This window comes from Moellerella wisconsensis (assembly GCF_022592395.1).
GTDB classification, from domain to species: Bacteria; Pseudomonadota; Gammaproteobacteria; order Enterobacterales; family Enterobacteriaceae; genus Moellerella; species Moellerella wisconsensis.
Window position 1 is genome coordinate 76805 of sequence record NZ_CP093242.1, and the last position, 16329, is coordinate 93133.

13 protein-coding genes are annotated in these 16329 nt (G+C 39.9%); 6 read left to right on the top strand and 7 right to left on the bottom strand.

Annotation, left to right across the window (positions count from 1 at the left end; translation table 11 throughout):
• Nucleotides 1-123 precede the first annotated feature (123 nt).
• From MNY66_RS00315 to pilM, 4 genes are all read right to left on the bottom strand, one after another.
• Nucleotides 124-1179 carry a hypothetical protein gene (locus MNY66_RS00315; protein ID WP_047257390.1) on the bottom strand — a complete coding sequence of 352 codons (1056 nt, stop codon included), beginning with the start codon at nt 1177-1179 and terminating at the stop codon, nt 124-126.
• Nucleotides 1163-1558, bottom strand: coding sequence for a hypothetical protein (locus MNY66_RS00320; RefSeq protein WP_156171083.1), 396 nt, complete (start codon nt 1556-1558; stop codon nt 1163-1165). The genes MNY66_RS00315 and MNY66_RS00320 overlap by 17 nt, the downstream gene beginning before the upstream one ends.
• Before the next feature lie 133 nt (nt 1559-1691).
• Nucleotides 1692-2243 (bottom strand): PilN domain-containing protein, encoded by a 552-nt coding sequence (locus MNY66_RS00325; RefSeq protein WP_047257392.1) that lies wholly within the window; start codon nt 2241-2243, stop codon nt 1692-1694.
• Nucleotides 2243-3076, bottom strand: coding sequence for a pilus assembly protein PilM (gene pilM, locus MNY66_RS00330; protein ID WP_241501207.1), 834 nt, complete (start codon nt 3074-3076; stop codon nt 2243-2245). Before pilM ends, MNY66_RS00325 begins: the two co-directional genes overlap by 1 nt.
• A gap of 117 nt (nt 3077-3193) precedes the next feature.
• Between pilM and mrcA the strand changes: the two genes are divergently transcribed.
• Nucleotides 3194-5743, top strand: a complete 2550-nt coding sequence (gene mrcA / locus MNY66_RS00335; protein WP_241501208.1) for a peptidoglycan glycosyltransferase/peptidoglycan DD-transpeptidase MrcA — start codon at nt 3194-3196, stop codon at nt 5741-5743.
• A 58-nt stretch (nt 5744-5801) separates the two neighbouring features.
• Here the strand turns inward: mrcA and nudE are convergent, their stop codons facing one another.
• Nucleotides 5802-6353, bottom strand: a complete 552-nt coding sequence (gene nudE / locus MNY66_RS00340; RefSeq protein WP_047257395.1) for an ADP compounds hydrolase NudE — start codon at nt 6351-6353, stop codon at nt 5802-5804.
• A 313-nt stretch (nt 6354-6666) separates the two neighbouring features.
• Between nudE and MNY66_RS00345 the strand changes: the two genes are divergently transcribed.
• From MNY66_RS00345 to pckA, 4 genes are all read left to right on the top strand, one after another.
• Nucleotides 6667-8793 (top strand): IgaA/UmoB family intracellular growth attenuator, encoded by a 2127-nt coding sequence (locus tag MNY66_RS00345; protein ID WP_047257396.1) that lies wholly within the window; start codon nt 6667-6669, stop codon nt 8791-8793.
• A gap of 60 nt (nt 8794-8853) precedes the next feature.
• Nucleotides 8854-9267: a ribosome-associated heat shock protein Hsp15 gene (gene hslR / locus MNY66_RS00350; RefSeq protein WP_047257397.1), complete on the top strand. Its 414-nt coding sequence runs from the start codon at nt 8854-8856 to the stop codon at nt 9265-9267.
• Between the two features lie 27 nt (nt 9268-9294).
• Complete coding sequence (hslO, locus tag MNY66_RS00355; protein ID WP_047257398.1) at nt 9295-10167, top strand: Hsp33 family molecular chaperone HslO; 873 nt, start codon at nt 9295-9297, stop codon at nt 10165-10167.
• A gap of 204 nt (nt 10168-10371) precedes the next feature.
• The gene (gene pckA / locus MNY66_RS00360) at nt 10372-11991 is read left to right on the top strand and encodes a phosphoenolpyruvate carboxykinase (ATP) (RefSeq protein ID WP_241501209.1); all 1620 of its coding nucleotides are present in this window, start codon (nt 10372-10374) and stop codon (nt 11989-11991) included.
• A 79-nt stretch (nt 11992-12070) separates the two neighbouring features.
• Here the strand turns inward: pckA and MNY66_RS00365 are convergent, their stop codons facing one another.
• Entirely contained in the window at nt 12071-12769 is a 699-nt protein-coding gene (locus MNY66_RS00365) for a pirin family protein (RefSeq protein WP_047257400.1), read from the bottom strand.
• A 474-nt stretch (nt 12770-13243) separates the two neighbouring features.
• Nucleotides 13244-14455: a BaiN/RdsA family NAD(P)/FAD-dependent oxidoreductase gene (locus MNY66_RS00370; protein WP_241501210.1), complete on the bottom strand. Its 1212-nt coding sequence runs from the start codon at nt 14453-14455 to the stop codon at nt 13244-13246.
• Between the two features lie 292 nt (nt 14456-14747).
• On the opposite strand from MNY66_RS00370, the gene pitA reads away from it, so the two are divergent.
• A complete protein-coding gene (gene pitA / locus MNY66_RS00375) occupies nt 14748-16235 on the top strand; it encodes an inorganic phosphate transporter PitA (protein ID WP_047257402.1) in 1488 nt (495 codons plus the stop codon).
• The last annotated feature ends 94 nt before the right edge of the window (nt 16236-16329 follow it).

Here is a 16329-nt window from a genome sequence, read left to right on the forward strand (position 1 = left end):
TAAATCTGTCCCAGCGTCAAATTTATCCGGTCAGGTTTACGAAAGAAATAAAACATAACCCTAGAAATTGAAGGCTTTTTTGATATCAACCTATTGAATTATAACAATTAAAAAAATATTAGATTAAATATCAATCAAATGGGGCGTAATAAATATCACCAACTCTCTACGGCTCACTTGTTCATCAGTATTTATGAAAAGCTTACCCAGTAGCGGAATATCAGCAAGAAATGGAACTGAAAGTTTTGTTTCTTCTTGTTTTTGTTGAAAAATACCACCAAGAATTAAGGTTTCACCATGTTTAATTGTGACTGAAGTATTTATTTCTTGTTTGTTAATCGATAAATGTTTATTTTCACCGAACGTTAAAGCCGCGCTAGGTGAGTTATGGCTAATCTTGAGTAACAACGAAATTTGACCATTGCGTTGTATGGACGGAGTAACTTCCATACCCAGCACGGCATCTTTAAATTGAACGGTACTATTATTTTTTTCATCTTGAGACGTAACATAAGGAATTTCGGTGCCTTGTTTAATGCTGGCTGGTTTATTATGAGATGCCATTAGTCTCGGGCTAGCGATAATAGTGAGGAGCTTTTTCTGTTCTAGAGCATTTAATTTTACTGACAGAAAACTATTTTTAATTTTAAGTAAATTTAGCGCTAAGCTACCGGTGTTGCTTTGATATTGTGTATATTTGTCGGCGATATTGCTGGCACTACCTTCTCCAGACATTCCCCAGTTTAATCCCAACTCTTGTAAGGCTTCTCGTCCACTACTAATAATATGGGCGGTTATTTGGACTTGCTGGTTGGGGACATCAGCTTCCTTTAGCCAGTTGATAATTAGCGGTAAGTTGTCGGTATTTTCTTGTAAAATAAGGCTATTAGTAAAGCTGTCGACGGTTATTTTTGCTTGTTTTGATAAGATAGGCGGTTGATAGTTTTTGAGAACGTTGGCAATTTTTGTTGCGTCAATGGTGAGTAACTTAATAATTTTCCGACTGGTCGGTGTCTCTATTGGGATAGGCGGATCAAGGCTTTTTGTCACTGAGATTAGCGGCTGTTGATCTTGAAATTCAGGAGCATGAAAGGGATCTTTTAGCGAGGGCTGTACAGCTAAGGCTGTCAGCGGTATTAACGTTAATAATAGCGTTAGTAGATTACTGTTCCGATGCATTATTTTTTTCATCCTTAAATAACGTCAGTGTGAATAAGCCGAATAATTCTCCCTTTTTTGGTTGTAATAGTAATTTATCTAAAATCAGTGTAGGTAGTGCTTGTACCACTAGTTCGAGGAAGTTAATTATTTGGAAGTAATCACCTGAAACCTCAAGGTAATATTGATTTTCTGCCGTTGATATTGGGCGCCAATGATTGATTGTGACGCCTGATTTATCTAATGGTATTTTTAATAGATACATTAATTCAATCGCCTTTATTGGCTGCGTTTGTAGGCGGCGTTTAAGTTGTTCATTTTGCGAATTAAATTGTTGGGTGGTTGGTAGCTGATGGATAGCATCAGCATCTCGTTGCAGTAAAAATTTTTTCTGTTGCATCTCAATATGTAGCCGGTTGATGGTTTCCCGGTGGCTGTGCCAAAAGAACAAATAATATCCGATAGAAATAAACACTATAAATATCATTATAATTATGTTCAGTTGCCATGCTGGCCGATACCAAAGAGAGAGATTATTGAATATCTGCATTTTCGATATCCTGCCAATAGGCTTTTAATGAAAGTTGATTGATAGCTAAGGTAGAGCGCTTCATTTGATGCGGATAGAGATGAGTTAATAATCGAGAGTGTTGAAAGTCAGTGATTAACGTCATTATCTCATTGAGTAAATAGCTGTTTATATTTAATTCAAGTTGGTTATCTTGATGCGATAGTTTATCTAGCCAGCTATTAGGGGGTAATAGTTGAGGTAAGCTTTTAAGTAACTCTAAATGTTGTTGGATCTTCAGTCGTTGCTGTTGTTGTGAGGTAGATAATAATTGTAATTGGTCATAATGGCGCTGTTGTTGTTGAAGCGCTTTAAGCTGATTATGCTGATTTTTCTGGGTATTATTTATCTCGGTAACTTGGTGATTCAGCAAATTTATCGCTAATCGCTGCTGTTTTTCAGCGAATATAATTATGATTAGCAAACTCGATATTAGCCATCCAACCGTAAGAAGATATTTTTTTCTACGTAACTTTAGATGCCGAGTTCTCCAAGGTAATAAATTGATTTTTAGCATTATTTATCCTCAGGTCGCAAAGTTAGCCCCGCTGCGATAACAAAATCACCCAATTGGTGAGGGAGCTTAGTCGCCAACTGATAAAATGCTTGATGCAGTTGCCAGTGCTGCGAAGCAGCAGGTTCGCATTTATCGCCGATGCATTTATCGCCGATATAGTATATTGGCAGTGTATTTGTCGAAGAATCGGTAGGGAGTTGGTCAATTAGCTGACTAAATGTCGGTACTTCTGCGGTGACTGCGTAGTTATAACAGCCCGGTTGACGAGTGGGGCCTGCCCATAGCCATTCATTATCTCGATAATAGATTAACCAGCTATCATCGGGTATACCGGCATATTGCGCTGCATAACGTAATGCATTGGGGGCGATATCAATTGTGGTGAGATCAAAACCACAAATTTTTAATAGATCGGACCAAAAAATAATATCTGATTTACGTGCTCCACTAAGGTAGACGTTCTGCGCTATAATTTGGTAATCAAAAATAAGCTCATCTGCATTCATTGGGAATTGTTTTTTGGTCTGTGATTGTATATACCAGCTGAATTCAGGTTCTTTGGTTGAAATATGTTCTGATAATACAAACTGATGTTTTATTGTACGTAATAACGGGAAAGCTAAGCGTACATCGCAAGATTTCGGTAATTTCTGACGCCATTTAGTCAAAATATTTTGTAGTATTATCGGTGTTATCTCATTGAATATTGTGGCAGGAAGATCCTGCTGCCAACACTCACATAAATACCATCTATCGCGTTGTTTTTTTGCCGCAACTAGCTGAATTTTATTTAATGATAGGTCAATGCCAATGCGCCATTTTTGTAAATACATAGATAATTTCCATATTATCGATTTATAAATTAGGTTTTCTATTGCTTTGTATAAGCTTTATACTACGCGCCGGCTATATCTAATCCCCTCCAATATGTTGAGCATGGAAATTATCAGGTGAAGTTCGTAAAATATCTTTTTATTATTGTCATTTGTTGCATTGTTTTGGGAGCCGCTTCTGTATTTGGCATGTACAAATATGTCGAAGCTGAGTTACCTGATGTTGCAGCAATGAAAGACATCCGCTTACAAACGCCGATGCAGATTTTCAGTGCAGAGGGTGAGTTAATTGCTCAGTATGGTGAGAAACGCCGTATTCCATTAGCATTAAACGAAATTCCACCGTTAATGGTACATGCCTTTATCGCGACAGAAGATAGTCGTTTTTACGAGCATCATGGTATTGATCCTATTGGTATTTTCCGCGCAGTTTCTGTGATGGCAACTTCAGGGCATGCTTCTCAAGGGGCGAGTACAATCACTCAACAGCTGGCGAGAAACTTTTATTTAAGTCCTGAAAAAACTTTGATGCGTAAAGCAAAAGAAGCATTTTTGGCAATAAGAATCGAGCAGATTTTTACCAAAGATGAAATCATGGAGCTGTATCTGAATAAAATATATCTCGGCAATCGTGCTTATGGCGTGGGTGCTGCGGCGTATGTCTATTTTGGTAAATCGGTCAATGAATTGACCTTGAGCGAAATTGCGATGATTGCCGGATTACCCAAAGCGCCATCGACATTTAATCCGCTGTATTCACATGAGCGTGCGGTGAATCGACGTAATGTCGTATTGAATCGTATGCTGGAAGAAAAATATATTGACCAAGCTCAATATGAACAAGCCAAAAGTGAAGATATTGAAGCGTCATATCACGCACCAAAAATAGATTTTTCAGCCCCTTATCTATCTGAAATGGCACGTCAGGCATTGTATGAAAAATACGGTGAGGATGCATATACTGATGGCTATAAAGTCTATACCACCGTAGTTCGAAAAGATCAGCTTTCTGCCACTGATGCTGTGCGTAATAATTTAATTGAATACGATATCCGTCACGGTTACCGGGGGCCTACTGCGGTGCTATGGGCCGCACAAGAACCGGCATGGGATGCGGAAAAAATTACTAGCGTATTAAAAAAATCACCGGTGTATGGGCCATTAATGCCTGCAGTGGTGATGAGTGCCGATGCGAATCAAGCTCAGGTTATGTTAGCGGATGGATCAACAGAACAAATATCGCTTGCGGGAGTTCGCTGGGCTCGTAAATTTATTTCTGATCATCAACAGGGGCCAACACCGCGTTCGGTCGATTCTGTTGTAAAAGCGGGTGAGCAGGTTTGGGTTCGTCAAGTTAAGGACAGCTGGTGGTTGGCGCAAGTTCCTGATGTTAACGGTGCGTTGATTGCATTAAATCCACATGATGGGGCGATTATTGCTCTCGTGGGTGGGTTTGATTTTAATATGAGTGAGTTTAATCGTGTCACTCAATCATTACGCCAAGTTGGTTCTAATATAAAACCGTTCTTGTATACCGCGGCGATGGATAAAGGATTAACGCTGGCTTCATTATTAAATGATGTGCCGATTAGTCGTTGGGATGCAGGCGCTGGTTCGGATTGGCGACCAAAGAATTCACCACCACGCTATGATGGGCCAATCCGTTTACGTCAAGGTTTAGGGCAGTCAAAAAACGTGGTTATGGTTCGAGCAATGCGCGCGATGGGCGTTGATTATGCTGCCGATTACTTAACTCGCTTTGGGTTTCCGCGTGAAAATATTGTACGTACTGAAGCACTCGCGCTTGGCGCACCTTCATTTACACCGATGCAAATGGCACGTGGGTTCGCTGTCATGTCAAACGGCGGTTATTTAGTTGATCCTTATTTTATTAGCAAAATAGAGAATAGTCAGAATGAGATTATTTTTGAAGCTAAGCCGAAAATTGCTTGCCCTGAATGTACTGATATTCCGGTAATTTATGGTGAAACAGAAAAATCAATTGATAACAATATTGTTGCAGATGAATCGGTTGAAGATGTAGCTCAGTCTGATAAACCAGTGATTGTTGTTGAACCACAAGCTGAGCTAGATATCGCCTCACTGGATGATGAAGATAATAAAGAACAGCAATATGCGCCTCATGTCATCAGTACACCATTAGCGTTTTTAATTCGTGATGCCATGATGACCAATATTTATGGTGAACCTGGCTGGTCAGGTACTGGTTGGCGAGCCGCGCGTGATCTGAATAACCGTCGAGATATTGGTGGGAAAACCGGAACAACTAACAGTTCAAAAGATGCGTGGTTCTCTGGATATGGGCCGGGGATCGTAGCGACGACTTGGATTGGTTTCGATGATAACAAACGCTCATTAGGCCGTACAGCTGCCAGTGGTGGTGAAGCGGGTGCAAAGAGCGCACAACCGATTTGGGATGACTTTATGAAGGTTGTTCTAGAAGGCGTGCCGCAAACTATGATGGCGCCACCGAAAGGTATTATCTCAGTAACTATTGATCGTAAAACGGGTAAGCTGGCAACCGGAAGCTCTTCGAGTACTCGTAAAGAGTATTTTATTGAAGGTACCGAGCCAAAAGACTATGCGATTGAAGAGGTTGGTACTTCAATTTTTGAAGATAATGGTGAGAGCCAAGAGTTATTTTAGAATGGACTGACCGCCAGTTATGGGGGTCAGTTTATGCGCTATTATTGTAAATTAGCGGTCATTTTTGGCCGCTAAGATAGCGCTCAGTATAGAATAATGCGCTGATATTGCGGGCTTCATTAAAATCAGGATGATCGAGCAGTTCCATCATCCGTTCAAGTGGCCAACGAACCTGTTGCAGTGGTTCAGGTTCATCACCTTCTAATTTTTCACTATACAATTCTTGGGCTATTAAAATATTCATTTTGCTGGAAAAATAAGACGGGGACATGGTTAATTTAGCCATTTGCTCCATTTTATGTGCTCCAAAGCCAATCTCTTCTTTCAATTCTCGTTCTGCAGCCTCAAGTGGCGTTTCTCCGGGGTCGATAGCACCTTTAGGAAAGCCTAGTTCATAGTTTTCAATGCCGACCGCATATTCTCGAATTAGGATCAGATGGTTATCAATAATGGGTACAATGAGTACAGCTTCGCGCTTGGCGGGCGTCATTCGCTCATAAACTCGTTTTTCGCCATTACTGAATTCAAGATCAACCGACTGAATACTGAATAGATTTGAACGGGCGATATGTCTAATATTCAAAATCTTAGGTTTTTTGAGTTCTATCATAATTATCCCTGAATCGTTGGGCAAAATCCGCGAGTAATATTAGCAGAATAAATTCATCGTGAGTGAATGAGGTGTCGATTGAGTTTAATTGACTATGATTGATAATCAAAACAATTGATAAGGATTAATTGCCAGCTAAAAGCTGCTAGTATAGTACACAGATAGGTGAAATTTTTAAGATGTTAATAATGGAAATCATTATGTAACTTATTGTTAATAAAATTAAAATTATATAAAGAATAGGAATTGACTTATTTAGGGTGGATATAGTGATTGCTATGCTGCCCATTGAAGTTTTTTAGCTGGGGATAAAATGATCAACTACCTCATTATCTTGACTATTATTATAATCAGTCTCTGTATAATGGCTTTCTTACTGTTTTTTAAAGGGAGGCGGCATCATGGTATCTACAGTATTCCCTCACAAGCAACACCTTCATTTCGTAAGATAGCTGATTCAGAATATCATGTGGTAAATCAATATTTACAAGATCATCAACCGATTAACAAACATGATAAATCGAAAATTACGGTCTCTTATCAAGAACCTATTAGTATTGTTAGAAAGCATGCGGTTATTACCACGGTATGTAATTCGGTAACTCGGTTTAATCTGCATAATGATAAACATCATACTTGGCGCTATTTTATTGATACTGTTGAAGTTCATCTTCCTTATCAACTTGAACCTTACCTGCAACAGCAAAATGTTATGGAGGTGGTGGATACCAACCACTTACCTTTAATTATTTCGGTTAATAACGTCTCGATAAAAGATTTAATGCGAGAATTACCCGTATCGTTGCCTGCCACCATGGCGTTACCTGAACCGGCAGCGATTCAAGAAGGCGGGCAGCAAACGATTAAAGTGGTGAAAATCCGCAAAGAAACCCCAGAAGAGTACCGCTTACATCAATCTTCAGGATGGATAGGTGCGGGATTACTCTGTGTCAGTTTTTTATTTTGTTTTTTTGCGTTGACAGCGATCCCTATATTGTCACATTGGCTGATGATCGGGGCAGAATTACTGTTTATCGTCAGTATCTTCTGTTTATTTCATCTACGGTTAACGCCGAGAAAATATCAAGACGTACAGTGCATTATAGGAAAGCCTAAGCGTTGGGAATTGTTTGGTGAGTTTAATGAGAAACAGGCGCCAAATATCTCGTTAGGCAGTGTCGATCTTATTTATCCACCGCATTGGGCACCTTATATTCATTATGAATTAAACCAAGCTACCAATATTGATATGTATCCTAATGGGCAGGTATTGCGCCAAGGCCAATATTTATCGTTGAATGAAGAAGAGCGCTATTTTCCGTATAGAAAATACGGAAAAAATATGTTGATCATGATAGGGAGTATGTTGGTTTTAATGCTTATGCTGGTTTATAGCCCGATAAACTTGCCGTTAAAATTAGGACTCACGTGGTTATCCGGAACTGACACTATTGAGGTAAGTAATTTTACTGAGCTAGAAACCTTGCCGCTAAAAGTCGGCGATTCATTAAGCGCAAAAGGTGTTGGTATGTGTTATATGCCACCGAATTTAGCAGCGGCGGGAGAAGCTCAATTTTCTCCGTTTGATTGCTCGGGGATTTATTGGAATAACTTAAATTCTTTACCGATGCCTGAATCTACGGTGGTCGATACGGCAGCAAGCTTATTAGCTGAGATACAGCGGCAATTGCATCCTATCAATGACGAAGATCGAAATGTTAATCCTCAGTTGCATGAAGAAATTCTGAAATCAGGAATGAATATTCTGGATGATTTTTCAGAAATTATTTTAAAAACTAATCAATTGTGCCCACAGAATAATGACTGCCAAAAATTAAAAAATGCACTGACCAACCTGACTAGTAAAGGCGATTGGTTATCGTTAGTTTCTGAAGCTAAACAAGGTAAGTTGAAAAATTCGAATGTAATTTTACGTACTGGAAGTGCTGAGACCTTGGAAAAGCTGATCGAAGCCACCACATATAAATACATCAGGCAAGAAGTTGAGAAAGCGTCAGTTAGATTAAACAGTCCACCTCCCGGGGGGGTATTGTTGATCAGCGACGAGGGAAAACCGCTGGTGGATTTTATCTCGTCAAATAACATGAATGAAATGACGCCGTTACAACGCTGGCATGAGTTACAGCGGTTATCTGATATTTTAATGCATACGCCGTTTGAAACCCAAGGCATCATTACACACTTGTCATTAGATGCAAATGGAACTCGCCATATTATCCTGCACAGTGAGCCAGATACCACTACATTGACGCGCTATATGGGAAGTACATTGCTATTTTTAATTTTAATTGGCAGTGCACTACTGAATGGTTTTTTAGTCATTAATCGAATCAGACTTAACAAGAAGCGATTACGTAATATTCAACAATATTATGATAATTGTTTTAATGCAGCCTATCCTCCCATCCGTTGGCGTTAATAGCGCGGGTTATGATAGTCTCTGCCTTGCCTGATAAGTGATTTTGAGTCGGGGAGTCTCATGAAAACTCAGTTAAATATTGAATCTGTCCGTTTAGATAAATGGCTGTGGGCCGCGCGTTTTTATAAAACGCGTTCATTGGCTAGAGATATGATTGATGGCGGTAAAGTTCATTATAATGGACAGAGAACCAAGCCGGGAAAACTGGTTGAATGTCATGCGCTGATAAAGCTGCGCCAAGGCAATGATGAGCGTGTTATTGAAGTATTATCAGTCAGTGGTCAGCGCAGAAGTGCGCCAGAAGCACAGCAACTGTACCGAGAAACTGAAGAGAGTATTAATCAGCGCGAAAAAATGGCTATAGCGCGAAAAATGAATGTGTTAACCATGCCTCATCCCGAACGCCGTCCGGATAAAAAAGAGCGCCGCACACTGATTAAAATCAAACACAAAAATTCCAATGAGTCATCTTGAAGGATGGCTGTAGCAAAGAGAGATATTATGGCTAAACATGATCAACTCCACCGTTTTATTTTTGCAGGACATTCCGTTCGCGGGGAAGTTGTCTCGGCAAGTGAAACCTTTCATCAAATTTTAGAAAATCATGATTATCCGCAGGCTGTAAAAAAGTTGCTGGGCGAATTATTAGTCGCGACAAGCTTATTAACCGCTACGCTGAAGTTTGATGGTGATATCACCGTTCAGATTCAAGGTGATGGTCCGGTAAAATTAGCGGTAATTAATGGTAATAACCAACAGCAGATGCGCGGTGTGGCGCGTATCGATGGCCCTGTGGTTGAAGGCAGCTCGTTGAAACAAATGATGGGTAATGGCTATATGGTTATTACTATCACACCGACTAAAGGTGAACGATATCAAGGGGTTGTTGCTCTTGATGGTGATACGGTTGCTGATTGTATTGACAATTATTTTCGTCAATCTGAGCAACTGCCTACGCGTTTATTTATTCGTTCTTGTGAAGTCGATGGACAACCTGCTGTCGGTGGGATGTTATTGCAAGTTTTACCGGCTGCCGATGATGAAAGTCATGAGATGTTCGATCATCTGGTACAATTGACGGCAACGATTAAAGGCGAAGAGTTGTGTACTCTGGATGTTCAAGAAGTACTGCATCGTTTATATCATGAAGAAGATGTCACACTGTATGATCCTCAGCCGATAGAATTTAGCTGTACTTGTTCGCGCGAACGTTGTGAAAGTACTTTAGTTTCTTTACCGGATGAAGATGTTAATCAAATTTTGCAAGAAGATGGCAAAATTGATATCGAGTGTGAATTTTGTGGTAGTCACTATATATTTTTAGAATCCGATGTTAAAGGATTAAAACGAGATATAAATCAGCAACTTCACTGATACGATTAAGCAAGTTATTTTTGTGAACAAGGCGCTATTTAGCGCCTTTTTTTAATGGTTTATATCATGATTTTCGTGCTCTGAGTCCCAGAATGGATTAAAAAAAATTATATATTTTCAATTCTTTGATAATTATCGCTGTTAATTAGTCGTAAAGATTTATGATCGTCGGCAGTTTAGTTATGAAAATCCAGGAGCAATATGATGAGCGCGAAAAGCATTACCCCTAAGGATCTGGAAAAGTATGGCATTCATGGTGTAACAGAGGTTGTTTATAACCCTAGTTATGAAGTTTTGTTTGCAGAAGAAACAAAACCAACATTAGAAGGTTATGAGCGCGGTACTGTGACAACTCTGGGCGCTGTTGCTGTTGATACCGGTATTTTTACCGGTCGTTCGCCAAAAGATAAATATATCGTTCGTGATGATATTACGCGTGATACTGTTTGGTGGGCTGATCAGGGGAAAGGCAAAAACGATAATAAGCCCATGACTCAAGAAGTCTGGACTGCGTTGAAACATCTGGTAACCGAACAACTGTCCGATAAACATTTATTTGTAGTTGATGCATTTTGTGGTGCAAATGCGGATAGCCGACTTAAAGTTAGATTTATAACAGAAGTTGCGTGGCAAGCTCACTTTGTCAAAAATATGTTTGTTCGTCCTACGGACGAAGAGTTAGTTAATTTTGAACCTGATTTTGTCGTTATGAACGGTGCAAAATGTACTAATCCGAATTGGAAAGAGCAGGGCTTGAATTCTGAAAATTTTGTGGCATTCAATTTAACTGAAGGCATACAACTGATTGGTGGCTCTTGGTACGGTGGTGAAATGAAAAAAGGTATGTTCTCAATGATGAACTACCTGCTGCCACTAAAAGGCATCGCATCAATGCATTGTTCTGCTAACGTCGGTGAGAAAGACGATGTAGCCATTTTCTTTGGTTTATCAGGAACCGGTAAAACAACACTTTCAACCGATCCAAAACGTAAGTTAATCGGTGACGATGAACACGGTTGGGATGATGATGGAGTGTTTAACTTTGAAGGTGGATGCTACGCAAAAACTATCCATCTTTCCCAAGAAGCAGAGCCAGATATCTACAATGCTATTCGTCGCGATGCATTATTAGAAAACGTGACTGTATTAGCCGATGGAACCGTTGATTTTGATGATGGGTCTAAAACTGAAAATACACGCGTATCTTATCCAATCTATCATATTGAAAACATCGTTAAACCAATCTCTAAAGCCGGTCATGCGACTAAAGTTATTTTCTTAACGGCTGATGCTTTTGGAGTATTACCTCCGGTTTCTTGTTTAACCCCTGAACAAACTCAATATCATTTCTTATCTGGTTTTACTGCCAAACTGGCTGGTACTGAGCGCGGTGTAACAGAGCCAACGCCAACTTTCTCTGCATGTTTCGGCGCTGCATTTTTATCCTTACATCCAACTCAATATGCTGAAGTATTAGTTAAACGTATGGAAGCTGCTGGCGCGAAAGCGTATTTAGTCAATACCGGCTGGAATGGTACGGGTAAACGTATTTCAATTAAAGATACCCGAGCGATTATTGATGCCATCTTAAACGGTGAGATTGAAAAATCAGACACTATTACGCTGCCTATTTTTGATTTAGCCATTCCGACATCACTGCCGGGCGTAGATCCTCGTATTCTTGATCCGCGTGATACCTATGCAAATAAAGATGAGTGGGAAGAAAAGGCCAAAGATTTAGCCGATCGTTTCACTAAAAACTTCGATAAATATACCGATACCCCGGCGGGACAAGCATTAATTAAAGCCGGCCCAAAATTGTAAAATTAGGTTATTTCTAATTTAGTGATACGGTAGGTCATCAGGCACTGTGAATCTACAGTGCCTTTTTAGTGGCGATTGATTAGTTAGGCGGAAGGTCGAACAGTAGAATCTCACTATGATTATCTAACGCGCTGATTTCTAGTAGATCTTCTTGGCTAATAGCTAAGCCATCGCCACTCTCAATAATATATTGATTGATTGTTACTCTTCCCTTAACGGCTTGTATCCAGACTGAACGATTTTCTGCTATCGTATAATTATGTGTTTTATCTGCACTAAGTTCCCAGCGCCACAGTCGCATATCCTGAAATACGCGTAATGAGCCTTCTACTGCATCAGGGGATAACACCAGCTGTTTTCCATTAATCGAGTTAAAACGACGCTGCTCATAACGAGGCTGAAGGTCATTTTTAGCAGGTAGAATCCATATTTGATATAAATGTAATGGTTGATCATCGTGTGGATTATATTCTGAATGGCGGATCCCGGTGCCTGCGCTCATAATTTGAAATTCACCGGCAACAATTTGTTCTTTATTACCCATGCTATCTTGATGCTCAACCGTACCAGATAATACATAGGTTAGGATTTCCATATTTTTATGCGGGTGACTACCAAACCCTTTTCCTGCGGCGATGATATCTTCATTAATGACTCTAAGCGCAGAAAATCCCATAAAATTTTCATCATAGTAATCTGCAAAAGAGAAAGTATGCCAGCTATCTAACCAGCCGCGATTGGCATGGCCACGTTCATTTGCTTTACGTAGATAAATCATCGTTAACCTCTCTTATTTTGCTTAAGAGGAGTGTATCCGATAGCGAGAAATAGAGAAGTAGGAGCAATTGACGGTAAGATCCAAAAAATTTGAATGAGATGATTAAGTAAAAAGCAAAAAAAAAGCCAGCACGGAGGCTGGCTAAACTAAACACTGGAAGCAATGTGAGCAATGTCGTACTTCCTTTAATTCAGCTATCGAATCGCAGAAAGTGGAATGATGATAATAGTTCTCACTATCATCTGTAAAGGTTTTTTTATAAATAGAATTGAATAAATAATCAAAATAATTGTAACTTATTGAACGCTATAGTTAAAAAGAGAAATTTTTATCAAAATATCTTTTTTAATCAGTAGATTAAGAATATAAAGCGTAAGGTTATTAATCGGTTATTTATTAATTATTGCATTAAAAATAGCCGAATATTGTCCGGCTATTTTATTATTTTTATTTAGATAATGGGTTTGGTGCGGATTATGCAGAAGTTGCCTTTGATGGAGTGGCTAATGCTTGAGCGCATGCCCATGCTGAGCTCCATGCCCATTGAAAATTATATCCTCCGAGCCAGCCAGTGACATCGACGACTTCACCGATAAAATATAATCCTGCTGTTTTTAACGATTCCATTGTTTTCGAGGAGAGTTCTCGGGTATCAACACCACCGAGTGTAACTTCCGCTGTGCGATAGCCCTCGGTACCATTAGGTTGTACCTGCCAGTGGTGTAGTGTTTCACAGAGTGTCTGCTGCTGCGCTGGATTTAATTGTTTAAGTGTACCCTCTGGAATTTGCTTAAGCGTTTGCAATATTTCAATAAAACGTTTTGGTAATAATTTAGATAAAGTGTTTTTTACGCTCTGATTGGGATGCTCTTGGCGCTCACGGACAAGAAAGTTATCGAGAGCGATTTCTGGAAGTAAGTTAATACTTACATACTCTCCTGGCTGCCAATAACTCGATATTTGTAAAATCGCTGGACCAGATAGCCCGCGGTGAGTAAACAGAATATTCTCTTTAAACAGAGTTCCATTCGCTGCTGTGACGGTTGCAGGCACTGAAATTCCCGATAGCACTTGTAATTGATCAAGTAGATTCTTATGTAAGGTAAATGGAACGAGCCCTGCACGAGTGGGCAAAATAGAGTGGCCGAACTGTTCAGCTAATCGGTAGCCAAAAGGGGTAGCGCCTAAACCAGGCATTGATAAACCGCCCGTTGCTACCACAAGTGAGTGACTGCTTACTTTTTTATTGTTCACTGTAACAATGAATTGCTCGTTTTGTTTTTCGACGTGAGTTATTTCACTTCTTAACTGTATTGTAACGCCATTTTTAGTGCATTCGCTGCTGAGCATATCCGCGATATCTTGCGCGCTATTATCACAGAATAGTTGGCCTAAAGTTTTTTCATGGTATGGGATGGCATATTTATTAACTAATTCGATAAAATCCCATTGCGTATAGCGAGCAAGTGCTGACTTACAAAAATGAGGATTATGCGATAGATAAGCTGCGGGCTCGATGTACATATTAGTAAAATTACAGCGGCCACCTCCGGACATCAAAATTTTTCGACCTATTTTTTTACCATTATCTAAAATCAGTGTTTTTAGCCCTTGCTTGCCGGCTTGAGCGCCACAAAACAAGCCCGCAGCGCCGGCTCCTAAAATGACGACATCGTATTTTTCCACGTTATTTTCTCTATAATCAGATGAAAAGTATTCAGGAGCTATTATAATTGAGTAAACTCGCCAAAAAAACGAATGGCTCTAAATCACCTGAAGAACTATTTTCATCAATTTTACGCTAAAAATTAATAAATTTTTTATTTAGTTTAATCTGTTGAAATATAAGGAATAGTTGCTATGTATGATAATTAGAGTGAGTAGTTAAATCAAAAAAAGGGTAGATTTTGCTTCCACCGCTAGCGTTTGTCACTGATAATGCGCCGCGTTCATGTCCAACCAAAATGGCTTAACGTCTATGTTACATCTGTTTACTGGCCTGGATTTATATACCGGTCTATTTTTAGTACTGGCACTTGTTTTTGTGCTTGCTTATGAAGCTATTAATGGCTTTCATGATACCGCAAATGCGGTAGCTACAGTTATTTATACCCGAGCTATGCGCGCGCAATTTGCCGTTGTTATGGCGGGTGTGTTTAACTTCTTCGGCGTATTGCTGGGGGGGCTGAGTGTTGCTTATGCAATTGTTCATCTCTTACCCACCGATCTGCTACTCAACGTGAGTTCTGCTCACGGGCTTGCGATGGTGTTCTCACTATTGCTGGCTGCTATTATTTGGAATTTAGGAACTTGGTATTTCGGCTTGCCGGCATCCAGTTCACATACGCTGATTGGTGCGATTATCGGGGTTGGCTTAGTCAATGCGGTAGTGACTGATTCATCAATCGTTGATGCGTTGAATATTCCAAAAATGGTCAGCATTTTCCTCTCTCTGATTTTATCTCCGGCAATTGGTTTTGTGATTGCAGGGATTATGATCTTCGTTTTACGGCGCTACTGGAGTGGCTCTAAGAAACGTCGACGTATTCACCTGACTCCGGCAGAACGAGAGAAAAAAGATGGTAAGAAAAAACCACCTTTCTGGACACGTACAGCCTTAATTTTATCGGCTATCGGCGTTAGCTTCTCTCACGGAGCAAACGATGGGCAGAAAGGGATTGGTCTTATCATGTTAGTTTTGATTGGTGTCGCTCCGGCTGGGTTCATGGTAAACATGAATGCAAGTGGATATGACATTGCCAAAACTTATGATGCTGTTGTCCATTTGCAACAATACTATGAGACACATCAACCTGCGTTAGACCATGCGATAGAAAATACTCCGCCAGTGTCTGCTGAGTTTGATACGGAAGAAAAATTCCATTGCGATAGCTCACGTACTGTGGCTGTGTTAAATCAAACTGAAAAAATGCTGGAAGGTGTCCAGAACTACAGTGAATTAGTTCCGGAACAACGTACTAAGATGCGCCGTCTATTGATGTGTATTTCTGATACATCAAATGCTGTGGCTAAATTGCCAGAAACGTCTGCTGAAGACGCTCGTTTCTTAAAAACATTGAGCAAAGATTTATTACATACTGTTGAATATGCGCCGTTATGGATAATCATTGCTGTCGCTTTAGCATTGTCTATCGGTACAATGTTTGGTTGGAAACGTGTTGCTGTCACTATCGGTGAAAAAATCGGTAAGAAAGGTATGACCTATGCTCAGGGGGTTTCTGCGCAGGTAACCGCAGCGGTTTCTATTGGTGTGGCAAGTTACACCGGTATGCCAGTGTCTACCACTCAAGTATTGTCATCTGCGGTTGCAGGAACAATGGTTGTTGATGGTGGCGGTGTTCAGAGTAAAACGATAAAAAGTATTTTGTTAGCTTGGCTATTAACGCTTCCGGTCTCAATTTTATTGTCCGGTGGTCTTTATTGGTTAGCATTACAATTTATTTAAGTTTCGTCTTATCACTTTGAAAATAGTGATGATCGGTTTCGGTCATCACTATTTTTTTGTCATTTTTTTAGTATATCGATGATTTATCTTCATA